Consider the following 20,332-nt stretch of genomic DNA (forward strand, 5'->3'; position numbering starts at 1 on the left):
AGAGGACTCACAGCAATAAGAGGGAGCTTAATGTCCGATCCTTTAACTGGTACCGGCCTGATTTTTGGCGGCGGTTTAATTGGTTCTGTCGTATTTGGCGTTATCACTCATAGCGATTTTGGTGTGGTGTTTGGAGCTTTTGGCGGCGCGGTGTTTTATGTGGCAACGACCGCAAACCTGACACGAGGAAGGCAAATAGCCTACTTCATGACGTCGTTTATTGTAGGTGTTCTGGCTGCCGGATTATTAGGTTCAAAATTTACTACCTGGACAGGCTATACAGACCGACCGCTAGACGCGCTCGGAGCGGTGGTGGCATCGGCTTTGATCCGCGTCCACTTACAGCCAGCCATTGAAGCAAAGCCCAGATTCATTACCTTCCTGGGTGGTCGTAACGATGTCATTCAGAAAGATAGTGCCGGGAACTTTAAATTCACCATTGCAACAGTCACCAGCAATATTCGGTACATCCTCACCCAATTTCGCAAGAATGGCATTATCCCAGTGGTGTGTAGCATGGCGGCGCAGAACAACAGCGATCCGGCGGTGAAAGACAGAGAAAACGCGATAAACGCTTTTACGCGCGCGTATGCAATAGAGCAGGGATTTCCGTTCGTTGATATGCGGTCAGTCACTGTTGATCCTGAAACCGACGGCTGGAAGGCGGGCTATAACGGCAAACTTCAGGATGGCTCACCTGATCCATCACACCCTGCGCCACTCGGTGCTTTTCATATGGGTAAAGCACTGGCGGAAGCGCTGGCACCTTTCATGATGCCGGTTTATCCGCAGATGGCCATCTCCAACCCGGTCACGTCAGGAGGACCGAATGCCATTATCAACCCACTCTTTCTCGATACCGTGAATGGTCTACCGTCAGGATGGGTTGTTGAAAGCGGAACCGTGTCATTAACCACTGATCCTGATGTCGTTGGTAACGTGCTGGTGGTGACAGGCGCCGGGAATACCAGCGCGCGCGTGTCACAGACTATCCCGGTTACGCCGGGTGAGCGCCGGAAATTCAGTTTCAGAGTGAAATTTGATGTGGATGAAAACGCAGCAACTGCCTGCTTCCTCGAAGCCAACGGAGCCAATATTGCCGGAATTCGCCCCTCGAACCAGTCGACGGAAGGATTCAGGACGTTCAGTTATGACGTGGTGATCCCGGCGGGGATGACCGAAATGAAATTGACCATTGTCGCGAATGGAGCCACTACCAGCGTGGGCCAGATGGGATTATTAAAACTGGAGGAAGTATGATTCTTGTATGTGATGGCGTGGTAAATGCCGACGATCTGGAACTGGCCGAACCTGAAATGATTCTTAACGAGAGCTCCAGTATTGCGACTTACGGTATGCAGGACCAGTATGATTCAAGCGGCAACGGGTATGATCTGGTTACTGGCAATGAGTTTACTGAGCTGGGGATGCGTACCGTCGCAGAAAGTGCGCACGGTGCTAATACGGGGATCATTGAATCCGATGAAATGACGTTTGCGCTGTGTATCAATATGAATCAGCCCACCGTGTCGGGCCGTCTGTTCTCCAACTTATTTCCCGGTATCGCCCCGTTTGGTGGTCTGCAGCTGCGAATTGAAGCCGCGCGCACGCTCATTTTACAGGTGGCTACGGGGAATAGTGTTGAGTCAACTGTTCAGGTGAGCCACGGTGGCGCAGTAGGTGGATGGACGCGCTTCACCGTAGCGGTATCAAATACAGAAGCGTCTATCACCCGCGCAAGTGGAGAAAAACGTTCTTCTGCAATCTCAGTGCGAAAGAAATCGACACTGCCACTGATACTGAATGGTGGTCAGAGCCCGGAACAGAATATGGGACTTCCTGGTTTAGGGAATCTTCGCTGTCTACAATCGCGTGTTGACCGATGCTGAGCAGACAGAAGTGCGTGACAAACTGAAAAGTATCATGGCAATGCGAGGGGGGGTTGTGAACTAAGCGTTTTTAGTGAGTTCTTGTATGTAAAAAACCCGGTATCCTTATGCAAAGGCTATCGGGCTGTTTTGTAAGATGATACGCACTAATTTCTAAAGCTCAGTGATTTTTGCATCAGCAACATACAGGTTACCTGATGACATATTGTTTAATGAGATTTTGACAATAAGTTCAGTCGCCCATTCAGGGGTGTAATTTCTGGCACTCTGTTGGGTAACCGGTATCCATTCAGATATAGTGGAAGAATCAATGATTCGTGTTGGCCCGACCTTTAAAACTCTTGATGCTATTGGAATTCCAATTTGGTTGTTATATATTGTTCTGCAATAATAAGCGCTAATGTTAATGTTTCCTGTGAGATTGACTCCCTGAATAAACATAGTATACATAGTTAGCATGTTTGCTGATATTGGGGCGTTTATTTGTATTTCCGAAGAAGTACCGACTCCAAGGGCTTTGCTTATTTTCAAGGATGCTGTGCCATTTGTTCTAAAGTTGGATGTATCCTTTGATAGTTTGGTGTTTTCACCTGATGTCCGACTGGTTAATGCTCCTGTATCAGATGAAATATACCAGTCTACAACCTCTGTTTGGGTTAATTCAGGGTCTGATATTAAATTGTGTGTATCCGATTTGAGAAGTGGGACCCGAGGGTTTCCGCCGCCAGAAATAATATCTATACCAGTGGTCTGGAATTTCCCTTTACCACTGTTTATATTAGTAAATCCTGTTGGTAGCACTATGTTCATCAATTCCATATTTGATAAACCAATTCCATTCGTATTATCGCCACATTTAAATATTGTGGTAACCTCATCTGGCAGTGGAGTAATATAGCCTCTTATCCCGCCTCCCATTAGTGAAATTTTCGCTGTTTCTGCACCAGAGGTTTCAAAAGGAATTCCATTCAATTTGTTCGAGTTGTTGTTGAATTCAATGTATGTTCCATATGTTTCAACACGGCCAGCGGTAACAACTATGATCCTCCCCATATAATCCAGTGATCCACCATACACTCGTATCGCACCATCAGCATTGTCATTGCGTATACCTGTGCCACTTGAAGTTGAAATGGTCGATGCGTGATATTCTATTGCTTCGCCGTAGTTTGAGTAACCAGATGGCATCCATATATGATTGGTACAGCGGGTAATACTCCTTCCCCAGTGTTTTATAATATATGCATTTTGACGGTATGAATCGCCAGTTCTGAATCCCATAGTACCAAGACTTCTGGTTGTGAAAGATGCTATGGCACGTGTGGGATTATGGTAAATTATTGCATCAACATTACTGGTAGCCCCTGGGCCAAGACAAAAAATATCACGTATTTTATCCGTGTAAATGTTTCCAATATTGTTAATACTGGATGCGCCGGAGTTATACAGACGTAGCCAGTAATTACCATCAACATCAGGAATGCTTGTGGCATCGATTGTACAAACACCACCCTCACCAACCAAAGAGACCCACGCAAGGTCAATATCAGTTTGGGGGGCAATCCATGGCTCGAATGCTTTTGAAAGACGAATCTCAGTTGCTTTTTTAATGTTTGTATTGACGTAATTTACAGCAGCTACCAATTCATCACGAGACTTTACCCGAATGTATCCTTCGCGAAGGAAATCGCCGAGGAAAACCTCAGCTCCTGTAATGTCGTCGTAGATGATCGAGTCAGCATTTAAATTGTCTGAAATACCTTCATTCATTATCTAACCCTCAGATTTTAATAAATATTGCATTAGGTGCGGTTTGCATAGGATCACTCCTCAACTAACCACATGTCAGATTCTTCAAACATCTCTTCAAGCATGCGATTCAGTCGCTCTTTCTCCGTTTTTGTGCAGTCACTGTTTAACGCGTTTGTCTGCATTGGCTTAACCTTCACCTCTGCATCAGGGAAAACTCGATGTACTCGCTTAGTCAGTTCAGCCAGTATGATTTGTTGAGCGCCCGGCAACCCCTGGACATTGCGCTTGTCATAAACGAGCTCCACAAACATCTTTAATACCTCTTTACTGGGTTCGAATACAGTAATTATACTGTACAAATAAACAGTATCAAGGGGAGTTCATAATGGGATTTATATCATCAGTAAAGCTGGCTTTGATGACTGTCCGGTGATGTGATGTTTGCTCTAGTTGATGTGAACAGCTTCTATGCGAGCTGCGAAACCATTTTCAGGCCGGATCTGCGAGGTAAGCCGGTTGTTGTATTGTCCAAAAACGATGGGTGCGTGATAGCGCGTTCTGCTCAAGCCAAGAAGCTTGGCATCAAGATGGGGACCCGTACTTCAAATGCAAAGACCAGTTCCGCCGGCATGGCGTGGTTTGCTTCAGTTCGAACTATGAACTCTACGCGGATATGAGCAACCGGGTCATGACGATACTTGAGGAAATGTGCCCCAGAGTTGAAATCTACAGCATCGACGTGACCTTTTGCGATCTCACTGGTATACGTAATTGCCGTGTGCTGGAAGAGTTCGGGCATGAGCTGAAAGATACCGTTTACCGCAATACCAGGCTCCCGGTCAGGGTAGGGATCGCACAAACAAAGACGCTGGCAAAACTCGCCAATCCTGCGGCGAAAACATGGAAAGCTACTGGCGGAGTTGTCGACCTGTCGAATGTGGAAAGACAGCGCAAACTGATGGCGTTGCTTCCGGTGGATGAGGTTTGGGGTGTTGGCCGCCGTATCAGCAAAAAGCTTGAGGCTATGGTGATAAAAACCGTCCTGCAGCTAGCTGATACGGATATCCGCTTTATCCGCAAACACTTCAACGTGGTGCTTGAGAGAACTGTCCGGGAGCTTCGCGGCGAGCCGTGTCTTGAACTGGAAGAGTTTGCGTCAGTGAAACAGGAAATTGTCTGCAGCCGGTCGTTCGGGGAGCGCATTACCACCTATGAACAAATGCGCCAGGCTATCTGTTCATATGCGGCCAGAGGCGCAGAGAAACTTCGTGGTGAGCATCAGTATTGTCGTTATAACTCCGCCTTTGTGAAGACATCTCCCTTCGCGCTGAAGGAAAAATACTACGGCAACAGCGGGTCCATTAAGTTACTGACGCCCACGCAAGATAGTAGGGATATCATCAATGCCGCGGTGAAGTGCCTGGATGCGATATGGGTCGACGGGCACAGGTATCAGAAGGCGGGGATCATGCTCGGTGATTTCTATAGCCAGGATGTCGCGCAGTTGAACCTGTTCGACGAGAATGCGCCAAGGCAGAACAGTGAGAAACTGATGGAAGTTCTCGACCAACTCAACGCAAAGGACGGTAGGGGAACTCTGTATTTTGCTGGACAGGGGATCCAGGCCACCTGGCAGATGAAAAGGGAAATGCTATCCCCGCGCTATACTACGAGGTTCTGTGACCTGCTCAAAGTTAGATGATTCGGCTATTAACGGGAGTGGTCATGCTACTACAGTCCGCTTAGAGCGAGGAGTGGACGAAACACCTGACAATGTCAGATAAGTGCAGCTCTGTTAGTTTACAGGGCTGCACGCCAATTTAGCTGAAGCCTTATTTATTGAGTCCAGATATAACCTTTTTTGCACTCAGCAGAGAGAGCAACGGGGCAACAGCCATCGCTGCAAACAGCAGCCATGCAGCAGATGATGCGCCTTCCTGCCCTCCGGGCATTGACAATCCACCTGCATTCGCCAGCATACCAGCGACAGTTGAACCAAGCGCAGTGGCAAACAGCTGGACGGTGGTAATTGACGTAGCCGCCGCATCCTGTTCGTCAGCGGGTGCAAACTGGAGGATACGCGTCAGTAAATGCGGCCAGCCCAGCCCGATCCCAAACCCTACCAACGTCAGGCCCAGGCCAATTAAGAAGAGTACTATCCAGTCTCCTCCGGTAGAACGGGGGGTACTGAGAGCCAGTACCATCATGCCTGCTAACACCAATACCGGGCCAGCAGCGATTGCGCGTTTAATGTTCCGCCCTTGCCAGCCGGAACTCCAGATTTCCGAAACCGTCCAGCCTGCGGCCATCAGAGCTGCCAGGTATCCAGAGATCAACGGCGTCTGCCCATGCAGGATTTGTAAGAAATAGGGAATAAAAGTTTCGCTCGTCATGCCAATGATCAGCAGCCCCATCGTGATGTAGAGCGCCAGCAAAGGCGAATTCAACCGCAGCGCATCACGCGGCAACAGGCGAATTTCACTGGTAAATTCCCGACGTATCAGTAACAGAATCAGCACAACCGCAACGCTGATTCCCGCCACATTGATCGCTACATCAGGTGACATGCCTCCTGTGCTTACAGCCATGACTGCAGCGACCAGCAGCAGTAGCTGCATCAGCGGGGGCTTGCTTACAGGAAGGTCGGCTTCACGCTTGTGCGCGGGAAAGACGAGCCAGACCAGCAGCATATAGAGCAGCGTGACAGGCACCAGTATGCCAAACGCAGCGCGCCAGGCATTCATCTCCGCAAATATTCCGCCTGCTGCAGGACCCAGCAGCGTCGCGACGCCCCACATACCAGAGATAAGTGCCATCGCGCGAGGCCAGAGCTTTTCGTCAAAAAGTGCATAAATCATGGCATAGCAGAGCGCAAACAAAAAACCACCGCCGAGGCCCTGTAGCGCCCGACCGGCCAGCATAACAGGCATAGTCTGCGCCAGCGCGCAGACTATGCTGCCTGCGATAAATAACATAACCGCGACCAAATAGGCTTTGCGCGCTCCCATCAGGGCCAGCAGCCGTGAAGTCAGTGCGGAACCTAGGATGGAGGCCACTACAAAAAGCGTCGTATTCCATGAATAGAGTTCAAGACCACCTATTTCATTAACCACAGAGGGAAGTACAGTGGTCGCGATGTAAATATTGATCGCATGTAGCGCTACTCCTCCTGAAAGCGCAATAGAGAAAAACAGGTTTCTACCACCCAGTAAATCATTCCAGCTTCCTTCCTGTACTGACGACATATAAGCCTCCCGGCATGCGTTGCGTCAAATGTCCTGTTGCTGGTTGCAATAGGATCCGTTACATTAATAAAACAAGATATCACTTGGATTATTGAGAGGGGGTGAATTAATTTGTCAAGCAATCGCTTGTTAAATAGCGCTGAGAAGGCATCTGCGACCCCCGAGCGCCTCCTTTATCTGCTTAAAACGCGTGGGCCACAGCAGTCTGTGGAAGCGGGGGAAACACTAGGCATGACAGCCGAGGCAGCGCGCCAGCAGCTTGCTAAACTTGCTTCGGCAGGTCTGGTGGAAACCTACTCTCAGAGCAAAGGGGTTGGCCGCCCCAGTCAGTTCTGGACACTGACTCAGGCGGGGCATAACCGCTTTCCGGATACGCACTCCACATTGACAATCCAGCTACTGGACACAGTGCGTCACGCCTTTGGCGAGGAGGCGATTGACCGTCTGATTGATCTGCGCGAGCAGACCAGCAGGGAGAATTATCTACGGGAACTGGGGGAGGCGGCCAGCCTCAGAGAACGGGTTGCGCGTCTGGCATTAATACGTTCGCAGGAAGGTTATATGGCGGACTATGAAGAGCTGGCGGATGGAACCTTGCTTTTTATCGAAAATCACTGCCCAATCTGTGCTGCCGCTGCAGCCTGTCAGGGGTTTTGTCGTGCTGAATTAACATTGTTCAGAGAAGTACTTGGCGCAAAAGTAGAGCGGACAGAGCATATTTTAAATGGGGCTAGACGCTGCGCTTATACTATTAGCGGGCATGCTGATTAAACCTTCAGACTGACTGAGCGCGGTTGATAAGGTACTGAAAAATGAAATCCGGTTATCCCTTTCATAAATTGAGCATCGCTTGTGGCAGGGTAGTCTGATTTTTCAGCTACCTGATAATTAAGGTAATCTGGCATAGGTAACGTCCGCTTAAGGCACATTGCGGACGTTATCAATTTATGGGAACTCAATAGCCTTGATTAATTCTGACCCCTGGTTTTTCACGTCACCAATGGCACGTGAAACAGGGTGCCAAGTAAAATGGTCAGCTGACATGGAACCATCGGCAGCTATTTCTTCGGCCTCTTTCCCTCCTATATCTTGTCTCATCCATTCCCTGGCTGCTTCTGGTGACAGTACCACTGGGCGGCGGTCGTGAATATCTACCAGTCCTTTATCTGCTGCTGCAGTGACAATCAGAAAACCTTCGGCTTCATCTCCACGTTCAAACGGTGTACTCCCGATTGCCGCCATGAATATAGGCTGGTCATCGGCACGATGGATGAAGTAGGGCTGCTTCTTGTCGCCTTCCTTCTTCCATTCGAACCAACCATCAGCAAAGCAGATCGCCCGGCCATGTTGCCAGAGAGGTTTAAACATTCTGCTGGTGGCCGCCGTTTCGACGCGTGCGTTAATCAGAGGTGGTTTATCCCTCCATCCTGGCGCATAACCCCAGAAGACAGGATCGATATGCAATTGTTCGTCGCGTTCGCTCAGAAGCAAAACTTTGGTACTGGGCGCGACGTTGTATCGACCAATCGGCTCCGGGTCATATGCGATGTCACGATCGGCTTCATCGGCAAGATAGGAAAGATAATCTTCACGGGTCATTGACTGGGAAAAGCGTCCGCACATATCAACCTCCAGTGGTCAGACTGAAAGTATAGAAGAGGGAAGAGGGGTTGAAATGAGGTAATAAGGACTCATATATAAAGTCCACAATGAAAGTGTGCAGTTAATGCCGTTACCGCGCTTTTACAATTTATCAAGGGCGTGTACTATTGAGGCTCGTTATCAGCAGGCGAAGGTAGGTACATTTGGGAAGTTGTACATCCTGATGTACACAGTTTGCAGAGTGAAGCAAATAAAGCCATCTAACCTGATGATATAGTTAATTTATTTAGTTTTGTATGTGCTCTTTCGTGTGGGGCACCACTGCAAATAAGGACATAAAATGCCTGTAATTACGCTTCCTGATGGCAGCCAACGCCATTTCGACCACGCAGTTAGCCCGATGGATGTTGCTCTGGATATCGGTCCAGGCCTGGCGAAAGCCACCATCGCCGGACGTGTTAACGGTGAGCTGGTTGATGCCTGCGACCCGATCGAAAATGATTCCACGCTTTCTATTATCACCGCAAAAGATGAAGACGGTCTGGAGATCATTCGTCACTCCTGTGCGCACCTGTTAGGTCATGCGATCAAGCAGCTGTGGCCGAACACTAAAATGGCCATTGGCCCGGTTGTCGACAACGGTTTTTACTATGATGTCGATCTGGACCACACCCTGACTCAGGAAGACATCGACGCGCTCGAAAAACGTATGCACGAGCTCGCCGAGAAAAACTATGATGTCATCAAGAAGAAAGTCAGCTGGCACGAAGCGCGTGAAACCTTCGTGAAGCGCGGCGAAACCTATAAAGTTTCCATTCTTGACGAAAACATCGGCCATGATGACAAGCCAGGCTTGTATCATCACGAAGAATATATCGATATGTGCCGTGGCCCGCACGTACCGAATATGCGTTTCTGCCATCACTTCAAACTGATGAAAACCGCTGGCGCGTACTGGCGTGGCGACAGCAACAATAAAATGTTGCAGCGTATCTACGGTACCGCGTGGGCAGATAAAAAAGCGCTGAACGCCTACCTGCAGCGTCTGGAAGAAGCCGCTAAGCGTGACCACCGTAAAATCGGGAAACAGCTAGACCTGTATCATATGCAGGAAGAAGCGCCGGGTATGGTGTTCTGGCACAATGACGGCTGGACCATCTTCCGTGAACTGGAAACTTTCGTTCGCTCGAAGCTGAAAGAGTATCAGTATCAGGAAGTCAAAGGCCCGTTCATGATGGACCGTGTGCTGTGGGAAAAAACCGGCCACTGGGACAACTACAAAGATGCGATGTTCACCACCTCTTCTGAGAACCGTGAATACTGCATTAAGCCGATGAACTGCCCGGGTCACGTGCAGATCTTCAACCAGGGGTTGAAATCTTACCGCGATCTGCCGCTGCGTATGGCTGAATTCGGTAGCTGCCACCGTAATGAGCCGTCGGGTGCGCTGCATGGTCTGATGCGCGTTCGCGGCTTTACTCAGGATGATGCGCATATCTTCTGTACTGAAGATCAGGTTCGCGATGAAGTGAACGCCTGTATTCGTATGGTTTATGATATGTACAGCACCTTTGGCTTCGAGAAAATCGTCGTCAAGCTGTCTACTCGCCCGGAAAAACGTATCGGTAGCGATGAGACCTGGGATCGCGCGGAAGCGGATCTGGCGGTGGCGCTGGAAGAAAACAACATCCCATTTGAATATCAACTGGGCGAAGGGGCGTTCTACGGCCCGAAAATTGAATTTACCCTGTATGACTGCCTCGATCGTGCATGGCAGTGCGGTACTGTACAGCTGGACTTCTCCCTGCCGCAGCGTTTAAGCGCCTCTTATGTTGGCGAAAACAACGAGCGTCAGGTACCGGTAATGATTCACCGCGCGATTCTCGGCTCGCTGGAGCGCTTCATCGGCATCCTGACCGAAGAGTTCGCTGGCTTCTTCCCAACCTGGCTTGCGCCAGTGCAGGTAGTGGTCATGAATATTACTGATTCTCAGTCTGAATACGTTAACGAATTGACGCGTAAACTACAAAATGCGGGCATTCGCGTAAAAGCGGACTTGAGAAATGAGAAGATTGGCTTTAAAATCCGCGAGCACACTTTACGTCGTGTCCCGTATATGTTGGTCTGTGGCGACAAAGAAGTCGAAGCCGGCAAAGTGGCCGTGCGTACCCGTCGCGGTAAAGACCTCGGCAGCATGGACGTAAATGAAGTGATCGAGAAGCTGCAACAAGAGATTCGCAGCCGCAGTCTTCAACAACTGGAGGAATAAGGTATTAAAGGCGGAAAACGAGTTCAAACGGCACGTCCGAATCGTATTAATGGCGAGATTCGCGCCCAGGAAGTTCGCTTAACTGGTCTGGAAGGTGAGCAGCTGGGTATTGTGAGTCTGAGAGAAGCTATCGAAAAGGCTGAAGAGGCTGGAGTAGATTTAGTTGAAATCAGCCCTAACGCCGAACCGCCAGTTTGTCGTATCATGGACTACGGCAAGTTCCTTTATGAAAAGAGTAAGTCTTCTAAGGAACAGAAGAAGAAGCAGAAAGTTATCCAGGTTAAGGAAATTAAATTCCGCCCTGGTACTGATGAAGGTGACTATCAGGTAAAACTCCGCAGCCTGATTCGCTTTCTCGAAGATGGCGATAAGGCCAAGATCACGCTGCGTTTCCGCGGTCGTGAGATGGCCCACCAGCAGATCGGTATGGAAGTGCTTAATCGCGTGAAAGACGATCTGGTTGAACTGGCAGTAGTCGAATCCTTCCCAACGAAGATCGAAGGCCGCCAGATGATCATGGTGCTCGCTCCGAAGAAGAAACAGTAAGGCCATCAAGTAACATTCCGGTGGGCTTCGGCTCACTGGCTTGTTCGCCTTTGTTTCGTTTATTAACAATGCGAAGTGGAAGTTATTAAAATGCCAAAAATTAAGACCGTACGCGGTGCTGCAAAGCGCTTCAAAAAAACCGGTAAAGGTGGTTTTAAGCACAAGCACGCTAACCTGCGTCACATTCTGACCAAAAAAGCTACCAAGCGTAAACGTCACCTGCGTCCGAAAGCCATGGTTTCCAAAGGCGATCTGGGCCTGGTAATCGCGTGCCTGCCGTACGCATAAGTCGTTAACCCTTTTAACTTTTTAATTAGAATAGATACAGGAGAGCACATATGGCTCGCGTAAAACGTGGTGTAGTTGCCCGTGCACGTCACAAGAAAATTTTGAAACAAGCTAAAGGTTACTACGGTGCGCGTTCTCGCGTATACCGCGTTGCCTTCCAGGCTGTTATCAAAGCTGGTCAGTACGCTTATCGTGACCGTCGTCAGAAAAAGCGTCAGTTCCGCCAACTGTGGATTGCGCGTATCAACGCAGCAGCACGTCAGAACGGTATTTCTTACAGCAAATTCATCAACGGCCTGAAAAAAGCCTCTGTTGAAATCGACCGTAAGATCCTGGCTGACATCGCCGTATTCGACAAATTAGCGTTCACCGCTCTGGTCGAAAAAGCGAAAGCAGCTCTGGCATAAGCCAGTTGAAAGAGGGAGCTTGTCTCCCTCTTTTCGTTTCAACACTATCAATACATTGACTTTTATCCGTGCAGGCTTTTCAATACAGGTCTGACATTTCTTACCAGACAAGGTAATGCAAGCATGAATGCTGCTATTTTCCGCTTCTTTTTTTACTTTAGCACCTGAACTCAGGAGGCTAGCGCGTGAAAGAAGAAACGGAAAACAGCGCCAGAAAGCCTCCCCTGTGGAGGCTTTTTTCGTATATAGATTCGGGATATTTATTTCACTAAAACCGGTGTCTGCACCGACATAATGAGGAAAACCATGTCACATCTCGCAGAGCTGGTTGCCAGTGCCAAGGCAGCCATTAACGAGGCATCAGATGTTGCCGCGCTGGACAACGTCCGCGTTGAATATCTGGGTAAAAAAGGGCATCTGACCCTGCAAATGACCACCCTGCGTGAGTTGCCGCCGGAAGAGCGTCCGGCAGCGGGTGCGGTCATTAACGAAGCGAAAGAGCAGGTGCAGCAGGCGCTGAACGCGCGTAAGGCTGAACTGGAAGGCGCCGCGCTCAATGCCCGTCTGGCCGCAGAGACCATCGACGTCTCGCTGCCGGGTCGCCGCATCGAAAACGGCGGTTTACATCCGGTTACCCGCACCATCGATCGTATCGAAAACTTCTTCGGCGAACTCGGCTTCACCGTGGCGACAGGCCCGGAAATCGAAGATGATTATCATAACTTCGATGCGCTGAACATTCCGGGTCACCATCCGGCGCGCGCTGACCACGATACCTTCTGGTTCGATGCGACCCGTCTGCTGCGTACTCAGACCTCTGGCGTGCAGATCCGCACCATGGAAAACCAGCAGCCGCCAATTCGTATTATCGCGCCGGGCCGCGTCTATCGTAACGATTACGATCAGACCCACACCCCGATGTTCCATCAGATGGAAGGTCTGATTGTCGATAAGAACATCAGCTTCACCAATCTGAAGGGTACCCTGCACGATTTCCTGAATAACTTCTTCGAAGAAGATCTGCAGGTACGATTCCGTCCGTCCTACTTCCCGTTCACCGAACCGTCTGCAGAAGTTGACGTTATGGGTAAAAACGGTAAATGGCTGGAAGTACTGGGCTGCGGCATGGTGCACCCGAACGTTCTGCGTAACGTCGGCATCGATCCGGAAGTTTACTCCGGCTTCGCCTTCGGCATGGGCATGGAGCGTCTGACCATGCTGCGTTATGGCGTGACCGATTTGCGCGCATTTTTCGAAAACGATCTGCGTTTCCTCAAACAGTTTAAATAAGGGCAGGACAGAACAATGAAATTCAGTGAACTGTGGTTACGCGAATGGGTTAACCCGGCGATCGACAGCGAAGCGCTGTCCGATCAGATTACCATGGCGGGTCTGGAAGTTGACGGCGTTGAGCCGGTTGCCGGTAGCTTCAACGGCGTGGTCGTCGGTGAAGTGGTCGAGTGCGGCCAGCATCCGAATGCTGACAAACTGCGCGTTACTAAAGTCAATGTCGGCGGCGAGCGTCTGCTGGACATCGTCTGCGGCGCGCCAAACTGCCGTCAGGGGCTGAAGGTGGCCGTCGCGACTATTGGCGCCGTACTGCCGGGCGATTTTAAAATTAAAGCGGCGAAACTGCGCGGCGAACCGTCGGAAGGGATGCTGTGCTCTTTCTCCGAGCTGGGTATTTCCGACGACCATAGCGGTATCATCGAACTGCCGGCCGATGCGCCGATCGGTACCGATATTCGCGAATACCTCAAGCTTGACGATAACACCATTGAAATCAGCGTTACGCCAAACCGCGCCGACTGCCTGGGTATCATCGGCGTGGCGCGCGATGTCGCTGTGCTGAACAAAGCGCCGCTGAACGCGCCGGAAATCACTCCGGTTGCCGCCACCATCGATGACGTGCTGCCGATTCAGGTTGACGCGCCGCAGGCGTGCCCGCGCTATCTGGGCCGCGTGGTGAAAGGCATCAACGTCAAAGCGCCAACCCCGCTGTGGATGAAAGAGAAACTGCGTCGCTGCGGTATCCGCTCCATCGATGCGGTGGTTGACGTGACCAACTACGTGCTGCTTGAGCTGGGCCAGCCGATGCACGCCTTTGACCGCGACCGTATTGACGGCGGTATCGTGGTGCGGATGGCGAAAGAGGGCGAAACGCTGGTGCTGCTGGACGGCTCTGAAGCTAAGCTCGACAGCGATACGCTGGTCATTGCTGACCATAATAAAGCGCTGGCGATGGGCGGTATCTTCGGCGGCGAACATTCCGGCGTTAACGACGAAACCCAGAACGTGCTGCTGGAATGCGCGTTCTTCAGCCCGCTGTCTATCACCGGCCGCGCGCGCCGTCATGGCCTGCACACCGATGCATCCCACCGCTACGAGCGCGGCGTCGATCCGGCCCTGCAGTATAAAGCGCTGGAGCGTGCGACCTGTCTGCTGATCGACCTGTGCGGCGGTGAAGCCGGTCCGATTATCGATGTGACCAACGAAGAGACGCTGCCAAAACGCGCCACCATCACCCTGCGCCGCAGCAAGCTGGATCGCCTGATTGGCCATCATATTGATGACGCGCAGGTGAGCGATATTCTGCAGCGCCTGGGTTGCGAAGTGACCGTTGGTCAGGACGAGTGGCAGGCCGTTGCGCCAAGCTGGCGTTTCGATATGGAGATCGAAGAAGACCTGGTTGAAGAAGTGGCCCGTGTCTACGGCTACAACAACATTCCTGACGAGCCGGTACAGGCGGGTCTGATCATGGGTACTCACCGTGAAGCGGACCTGTCGCTGAAGCGCGTGAAAACGCTGCTGAACGACAAAGGTTATCAGGAAGTCATTACCTACAGCTTTGTTGACCCGAAAGTACAGCAGCTAATCCATGCCGGTGAAGAAGCGCTGATTCTGCCAAGCCCGATCTCCAGTGAAATGTCGGCGATGCGCCTGTCGCTGTGGACCGGTCTGTTGGGCACCGTCGTCTACAACCAGAACCGCCAACAGAGCCGCGTACGCATCTTTGAGAGCGGTCTGCGCTTCGTGCCGGATACGCAGGCGCCGCTGGGCATTCGTCAGGATGTGATGCTGGCCGGGGTGATTAGCGGTAACCGCTACGAAGAGCACTGGAACCTGGCAAAAGAAACCGTCGATTTCTATGATTTGAAAGGCGATCTGGAATCCGTTCTTGACCTGACCGGTAAATTAGCCGATATCGAATTCCGCGCAGAAGCGGCTACCGCACTGCATCCGGGACAATCCGCGGCGATTTATCTGAAAGGTGAACGCATTGGTTTCATTGGGGTTGTTCATCCGGAACTGGAACGTAAACTGGATCTCAACGGCCGCACTCTGGTGTTTGAAATTGAGTGGAACAAGCTTGCAGACCGCGTGGTGCCTCAGGCGCGCGAAATTTCCCGCTTCCCGGCGAACCGTCGCGATATCGCGGTACTGGTCGCGGAAAACGTCCCTGCAGCCGATGTTTTGGCCGAATGTAAGAAAGTTGGCGTAAATCAGGTAGTTGGCGTAAACTTATTTGACGTGTACCGTGGTAAGGGTGTGGCGGAAGGCTTTAAGAGCCTTGCGATTAGCCTGATCCTTCAGGATACCAGCCGTACACTCGAAGAAGAGGAGATTGCCGCTACCGTTGCCAAATGTGTAGAGGCATTAAGAGAGCGATTCCAGGCATCATTGAGGGATTGAACCTATGGCGCTTACAAAAGCTGAAATGTCAGAATATCTGTTTGATAAGCTTGGGCTTAGCAAGCGGGATGCCAAAGAACTGGTAGAGTTGTTTTTCGAAGAGATCCGTCGTGCTCTGGAAAACGGAGAACAGGTAAAACTCTCCGGGTTTGGCAACTTCGATTTGCGTGATAAGAACCAACGCCCGGGACGTAACCCGAAAACGGGGGAAGATATTCCCATTACAGCCCGGCGTGTGGTGACCTTCAGACCCGGACAGAAGTTAAAAAGCCGTGTCGAAAACGCTTCACCCAGAGAGAAATAATCTGGACTGACTAATTAAAAAGGCCGCTATGCGGCCTTTTTTCTTACCTAATTTATCTTACGCTTTTACGGCGGTGACCATGATCTCCACCAGAATATCTGGCCGCGCCATCTCGGCCTGAACGGCTGCCCGCGCCGGGCTATGACCTTCCGGCATCCACGCTACCCAGACCTCATTGAACGCGGCAAAATCGCGTGAGATATCTTTAAGCCAGATCTGTGCGGAAAGGATGTGCTGCTTGTCGCTACCGGCGGTAGCCAGCAGGGCGTCGATCTTCTCCAGAACTTCACGGGTTTGCAGCGCAATATCATCAGTACTGCTTTTCGGCGTTTGTCCGGAGAGAAACACCAGGTTGCCGTACTCGACGCTGGCGGAAAGTCGGGGTTGCGGATTATTACGAATAATTGTCATGCGGATTGTTTCCATGTCAGACCATCTAAAGAAATTGCCGGCGCTTCGCCATCGAGGAGCGCTCCCAGTACCACGGCGCTGCCGGCCGCGAGGGTAAAACCGAGGCTGCCCTGGCCGAGATTCATCCACAGATTCTGGTATCCGGCACGCCCCAGCATCGGTGGGCCCGCGGGCGTCGACGGGCGCATACCGGTCCAGGCTTCAGCCTCATCCAGTCCCTGCAGTTCGGGAAAGCTGCTAGCGACGATTTTCTTCAGCGCCTGAACGCGGCTATCACGTAGTTCATCGCCGTCGTAACCGATATCCACCATCGCCGCGATGCGTAACCGATCGCCCAGGCGGGCGTAAACGATTTTGTGTCCGTAGTCGGTCACGCTGATATCCGGCGCGATCCCGGATTGGTTAGGGTAGGGAAGGGTCAGGCTGTATCCCTTCAGCGCGCACAGCGGCACGCGCACGCCCAGATGACCCAGCAGCGGGCCGCTGCCGTTGCCGGCGGCGACGACATAATCATCGCCGGTTATCGTACCGCGGCTGGTCTCAAGTGAACTGATGCGCCCGTCGCGCTTATTGAGCCGCAGCACCTCGCAGTGGGTGAGCAGGCTGAAATTGCTGCTGGCATTGAGTTTGTCGAGCAGCGCGAGACAGAATTTATGGCAGTCTGCCGTTTCATCTCCTGGCGAATAAATCCCGCCCTGTAGCGAATGGCTGATGTGTTCCAGCGCCGGTTCAAGCTGCAGGCAGGCTTCGGCGCTCAGCGCATGCTGGTATTGGGGGTTAATCCCTTTTGCCGCTTTATGAAAATCATATTCCCGGCGATGGATGATGAGTTTGCCGCTACGCCGCCAGTGAAAATCAGCAAGATTATCTTCATCAAGCCACGACTGCATGACCTGACGGCTGAGCAGTGATAAACGTAAAATATGATCGCCGTTAATTTTGTTGCTTTGGCTATTGCAGGCGCGCAGAAACTGCAACAGCCAGCGCCACTGCTGGAAAGACATTTGCAGGCGCATATTCAGCGGTGAATCGGCTTTGCCCATCCATTTAATTCCCTGCAGGGGAACGCCGCGGTCGGCAAGCGGCGCCACGTAGCGGTAGCTTAATTGCCCGCCGTTGGCGAAACTGGTGGCGCTGCCCGGCTCGGCGTTGCGCTCCAGTAGCTGCACCTGGTGTCCGCTCTTAATTAATACCCAGGCGGTGGCCAGCCCCACCACGCCGCCGCCGATAATCACAATGCGTTTTTTCATAACCTGATATATCCACCGCTGATAAATATCTTGCGGTTATGTCAAAGCATTTACCCCAGCGGCGCAATTGACTTTTTATGGTCAGGGTATAACTGCAGGTTAATTTCTTTGAGCTGTTGGCGCAGCTGTTTACACAGAAAATCGACAAATTTCTGCGTGATTGGGCTGAGTGAAACATCGGCGCGACGCAGCAGGCAAAGGTTGATTTTCATCGGCGGCGTAATCGGGTGAATCATCTCCGGCGACAAATTATGCCGCGCCGAGAAGATATCGGTGATACTGCAGCCGATGCCGCGCTTCACGAACTCGGTGGCCATGTAGTAGGTCTGCACATTAAGCCGGGTAGTGGAAAAATCACGGCGGGTGGCGATGGCGGCAGAGAGCGAATGCGGCCCCGGCGAGATCCAGCGCTGCTGATCGATCTCTTTGATGTCCACCGCGCCTTGTCGGTAGTCGCGGTCGATATAGACCAGCGGCACTTCGGCAATCAGGGTGGTGATGATCTCCCCCTGCTGGACCGGCTGCAGCGTCAGCGCTAAATCTATTTCGCGCAGATCCAATTTCTTGACCAACGTCTCAGTATGCTCGGTGGTTAAGGTCATCACCAGATTACTGTTTTGCTGATAAAAATCGGTCACCAGCTCCGGCACCAGGCTTAATCCGAGGCTTGGTAAACAGCCTAAGGTGATTTTGGCGCGCGGATCGCGGGCCAGATTATCCGCCAGCAGGCGCAGGTTATCGAGATCCTGATAAATGCTCTGCGCTTTTTCAAAAAGTGTGAGCGCTTCGCTACTTGGCAGCAGCTTGCCCCGTACCCGCTGAAACAGCTTAAAACCGAGCTTAAGCTCGGCGTTTTTTAACGCTTTACTGGCGGCTGGCTGGGAGATATTCAGCGATTCCGCCGCACGTGAAAGAGAGCCGCAAGTCATCACGGCGTAGAAGATTTCCAGATGGCGCAGTTTCATGAACAGTTAACTCAGGGTTATAGCTTGCCGATAAAAAGTCATTTTCTACTAACACTAAATTAACATAAATTTAATCGCCAATCAGCGCTCCGGTTACATATTGTGCTGCTGGTACCGTCTTCAGACGGACTTTTACGTTCTCAGAACCATTCCCTTTGTTCCCTACAAACCCTCAGGCCATCGAGCCAATAATGATAACGAGGGGGGATATTTTCTGAGCAGGCCCGAATACGCCAACCTGCAAGTGCGGTCGGTTTTAATGGCTTTAAGGAGTTATATGAGTGACTCAACGCTCGCTGGCAATACCCTCGCCAGACGAAATATCACAAGAAAAAACGTTATTATTGGCCTGTTATTGGTGATTTTTGTGTTGACCGCGTGGTGGTGCCATGGCCGGCCGAGTAATGAACTCGGCCTGTTGGGTTTTACGCCATTAGTGGCGTTAGCGGTGCTGTCGCTGGTCGGCGTCGACATTGTTCTGGCGGTGATTTCTTCGATTATTATCGCCATGATTATGACCTCCACCGGATTGCCGGAAATGGGCACCATGCTGGCGAAATCCACCGGTTCATTTATCGCCACCGTCGGGCTGATTATTATGCTCGGCGCCGGGGTGGGCGAAGTCGCCACCCGTACCGGCGCCGCGGTTGAGTTAGTGAAATTTGTCGTTCACCGCATCGGCCTGTCCAGCCAGACCCGAGTGAAGTTTGGCATTGTGGTGTCCTCGATTTTAATCTGCGGCTCGCTGGGGACGATGGCCGGTGGTAACGCGATTATTGTCGCGGTAATCATCCCGGTAGCGGCAGCGGTACGCCTGACTCCGCCAACGGTAGCCGCGCTGATGATGACCGCCGGCTCCGTGGGTTTGTTTACCGGGCCGTTTACCCCTAGCACCGTGACTATCCTGAGCCTTGGTGGATTAAGCTATCCGGATTATCTGCTGTACGTGGGGCTGCCGATGAGCGCGGTGACGTTGCTGGCCGGCTGGGTGATGGCGGGACGGATCCAGAAGATGACCGAAGGCAAACTACGCTATGAAGTCGATCTCACGGAGAAGCCAACAGAAGCACTGAGCGCCGCGCAGCTGCGTCGGCGTAAGCTCAGCGCGCTGGCCTTCGCGGCAACGATTATTGTGATGGCGGTAATTGGCGTGGTGATTAAAGCCGGATTCAGCTTTGCGATTATCGTGATGCTGCTGGTGGCCCTGATTACCGGGCTGGTGGGCGGCCTGCGCCCGACGCAGATCCTGCAGGCGCTGTACCACGGTTGTGGCCGTCTGGTGTGGATGTTTATCCTCTACTGGCTGTATAACCCGATCCTGGAGCTGATGGATGGTCTTCATGCCTACCAAGGGCTGCTCGACTATACCCAGCCGCTGCTGGAAGGCATTTCGCCTGCCTGGTTGTGCTTTTGCATCTTCGCTTTCAATATTATTGGCCACGTACCGGGGGCGGCGGTGGCGCAGATGACCTTCACCCACAAAATATTCGGCCCGATGCTGATGGCCGCTGGCGTACCGCCGCAGGGAACGACTGCGGTGCTGCTGGCCTCTTCGCAGGTCGACTGGTTTGGCCCATTCCCCTCTTCGGATATGTTTGGTCAGATGGGGCTGGCGCAATCTACCCATCTGAAATATATGCTTTATAACGGCTGGGCGATTGTGGTGGCGAATATCATTCTCTTCGCGCTACTGTTCCAGATACTGGTGTAA

General features: G+C 51.7%; 19 protein-coding genes, 1 pseudogene and 1 other annotated feature. Of the genes and pseudogenes, 13 read left to right on the forward strand and 7 right to left on the reverse strand.

Annotation, left to right across the window (positions count from 1 at the left end; all coding sequences use genetic code 11):
- Positions 1 to 30 precede the first annotated feature (30 nt).
- Positions 31 to 1,260 (forward strand): putative holin, encoded by a 1,230-nt coding sequence (locus tag ACSEMK_RS17650; protein ID WP_410477029.1) that lies wholly within the window; start codon positions 31 to 33, stop codon positions 1,258 to 1,260.
- Positions 1,257 to 1,889 (forward strand): hypothetical protein, encoded by a 633-nt coding sequence (locus ACSEMK_RS17655; RefSeq protein WP_316424571.1) that lies wholly within the window; start codon positions 1,257 to 1,259, stop codon positions 1,887 to 1,889. Before ACSEMK_RS17650 ends, ACSEMK_RS17655 begins: the two co-directional genes overlap by 4 nt.
- Positions 1,890 to 2,042: 153 nt before the next feature.
- Here ACSEMK_RS17655 and ACSEMK_RS17660 read toward each other — a convergent pair whose 3' ends face one another.
- Positions 2,043 to 3,659 (reverse strand): hypothetical protein, encoded by a 1,617-nt coding sequence (locus ACSEMK_RS17660; protein WP_316424572.1) that lies wholly within the window; start codon positions 3,657 to 3,659, stop codon positions 2,043 to 2,045.
- A gap of 53 nt (positions 3,660 to 3,712) precedes the next feature.
- A complete protein-coding gene (locus tag ACSEMK_RS17665) occupies positions 3,713 to 3,952 on the reverse strand; it encodes a DinI family protein (RefSeq protein WP_316424573.1) in 240 nt (79 codons plus the stop codon).
- Positions 3,953 to 4,078: 126 nt separating this feature from the next.
- Here ACSEMK_RS17665 and ACSEMK_RS17670 point away from each other — a divergent pair.
- A pseudogene (locus ACSEMK_RS17670) lies at positions 4,079 to 5,343 on the forward strand (Y-family DNA polymerase).
- Positions 5,344 to 5,473: 130 nt separating this feature from the next.
- Here the strand turns inward: ACSEMK_RS17670 and ACSEMK_RS17675 are convergent.
- Complete coding sequence (locus ACSEMK_RS17675) at positions 5,474 to 6,886, reverse strand: MFS transporter (RefSeq protein ID WP_316424574.1); 1,413 nt, start codon at positions 6,884 to 6,886, stop codon at positions 5,474 to 5,476.
- Positions 6,887 to 6,997: 111 nt separating this feature from the next.
- Between ACSEMK_RS17675 and ACSEMK_RS17680 the strand changes: the two genes are divergently transcribed.
- On the forward strand, positions 6,998 to 7,657 hold the full coding sequence (locus tag ACSEMK_RS17680; RefSeq protein ID WP_410477030.1) for a helix-turn-helix transcriptional regulator: 660 nt from the start codon (positions 6,998 to 7,000) through the stop codon (positions 7,655 to 7,657).
- A 174-nt stretch (positions 7,658 to 7,831) separates the two neighbouring features.
- On the opposite strand, the gene ACSEMK_RS17685 is transcribed toward ACSEMK_RS17680, so the two are convergent.
- On the reverse strand, positions 7,832 to 8,509 hold the full coding sequence (locus ACSEMK_RS17685) for an SOS response-associated peptidase (RefSeq protein ID WP_430915272.1): 678 nt from the start codon (positions 8,507 to 8,509) through the stop codon (positions 7,832 to 7,834).
- A 319-nt stretch (positions 8,510 to 8,828) separates the two neighbouring features.
- Here ACSEMK_RS17685 and thrS point away from each other — a divergent pair, with 319 nt between their 5' ends.
- From thrS to ihfA, 8 genes are all read left to right on the forward strand, one after another.
- Positions 8,829 to 10,757 carry a threonine--tRNA ligase gene (thrS, locus tag ACSEMK_RS17690; protein WP_045397528.1) on the forward strand — a complete coding sequence of 643 codons (1,929 nt, stop codon included), beginning with the start codon at positions 8,829 to 8,831 and terminating at the stop codon, positions 10,755 to 10,757.
- Positions 10,758 to 10,760: 3 nt separating this feature from the next.
- Positions 10,761 to 11,303: a translation initiation factor IF-3 gene (gene infC, locus ACSEMK_RS17695; RefSeq protein WP_004189469.1), complete on the forward strand. Its 543-nt coding sequence runs from the start codon at positions 10,761 to 10,763 to the stop codon at positions 11,301 to 11,303.
- Positions 11,304 to 11,393: 90 nt separating this feature from the next.
- Positions 11,394 to 11,591, forward strand: coding sequence for a 50S ribosomal protein L35 (rpmI, locus tag ACSEMK_RS17700; protein ID WP_001124225.1), 198 nt, complete (start codon positions 11,394 to 11,396; stop codon positions 11,589 to 11,591).
- Between the two features lie 50 nt (positions 11,592 to 11,641).
- Entirely contained in the window at positions 11,642 to 11,998 is a 357-nt protein-coding gene (rplT, locus tag ACSEMK_RS17705) for a 50S ribosomal protein L20 (RefSeq protein ID WP_004102963.1), read from the forward strand.
- Between the two features lie 118 nt (positions 11,999 to 12,116).
- Positions 12,117 to 12,241: a sequence feature (Phe leader region), on the forward strand.
- Positions 12,122 to 12,166: a pheST operon leader peptide PheM gene (pheM, locus tag ACSEMK_RS17710; protein ID WP_001386830.1), complete on the forward strand. Its 45-nt coding sequence runs from the start codon at positions 12,122 to 12,124 to the stop codon at positions 12,164 to 12,166. It overlaps the preceding feature by 45 nt.
- Positions 12,242 to 12,304: 63 nt before the next feature.
- Positions 12,305 to 13,288 (forward strand): phenylalanine--tRNA ligase subunit alpha, encoded by a 984-nt coding sequence (gene pheS / locus ACSEMK_RS17715; protein ID WP_015367044.1) that lies wholly within the window; start codon positions 12,305 to 12,307, stop codon positions 13,286 to 13,288.
- Positions 13,289 to 13,303: 15 nt separating this feature from the next.
- Positions 13,304 to 15,691: a phenylalanine--tRNA ligase subunit beta gene (gene pheT, locus ACSEMK_RS17720; protein ID WP_430915271.1), complete on the forward strand. Its 2,388-nt coding sequence runs from the start codon at positions 13,304 to 13,306 to the stop codon at positions 15,689 to 15,691.
- A gap of 4 nt (positions 15,692 to 15,695) precedes the next feature.
- Entirely contained in the window at positions 15,696 to 15,995 is a 300-nt protein-coding gene (gene ihfA / locus ACSEMK_RS17725; protein ID WP_015367042.1) for an integration host factor subunit alpha, read from the forward strand.
- Between the two features lie 57 nt (positions 15,996 to 16,052).
- Here ihfA and ACSEMK_RS17730 read toward each other — a convergent pair whose 3' ends face one another.
- The 3 genes from ACSEMK_RS17730 to ACSEMK_RS17740 are packed head-to-tail and all read right to left on the reverse strand — an operon-like array spanning position 16,053 to position 18,621.
- Complete coding sequence (locus ACSEMK_RS17730; RefSeq protein ID WP_081044938.1) at positions 16,053 to 16,406, reverse strand: RidA family protein; 354 nt, start codon at positions 16,404 to 16,406, stop codon at positions 16,053 to 16,055.
- A complete protein-coding gene (locus ACSEMK_RS17735; protein ID WP_435336620.1) occupies positions 16,403 to 17,668 on the reverse strand; it encodes a D-amino acid dehydrogenase in 1,266 nt (421 codons plus the stop codon). Before ACSEMK_RS17735 ends, ACSEMK_RS17730 begins: the two co-directional genes overlap by 4 nt.
- 38 nt (positions 17,669 to 17,706) lie before the next feature.
- Positions 17,707 to 18,621: a LysR family transcriptional regulator gene (locus ACSEMK_RS17740; RefSeq protein ID WP_015705115.1), complete on the reverse strand. Its 915-nt coding sequence runs from the start codon at positions 18,619 to 18,621 to the stop codon at positions 17,707 to 17,709.
- A gap of 277 nt (positions 18,622 to 18,898) precedes the next feature.
- On the opposite strand from ACSEMK_RS17740, the gene ACSEMK_RS17745 reads away from it, so the two are divergent.
- Positions 18,899 to 20,332 (forward strand): gluconate:proton symporter, encoded by a 1,434-nt coding sequence (locus ACSEMK_RS17745; protein WP_430915270.1) that lies wholly within the window; start codon positions 18,899 to 18,901, stop codon positions 20,330 to 20,332.

The sequence above is a fragment of the Klebsiella sp. K-3 genome (assembly GCF_051207495.1).
Classification (GTDB): domain Bacteria; phylum Pseudomonadota; class Gammaproteobacteria; order Enterobacterales; family Enterobacteriaceae; genus Klebsiella; species Klebsiella aerogenes.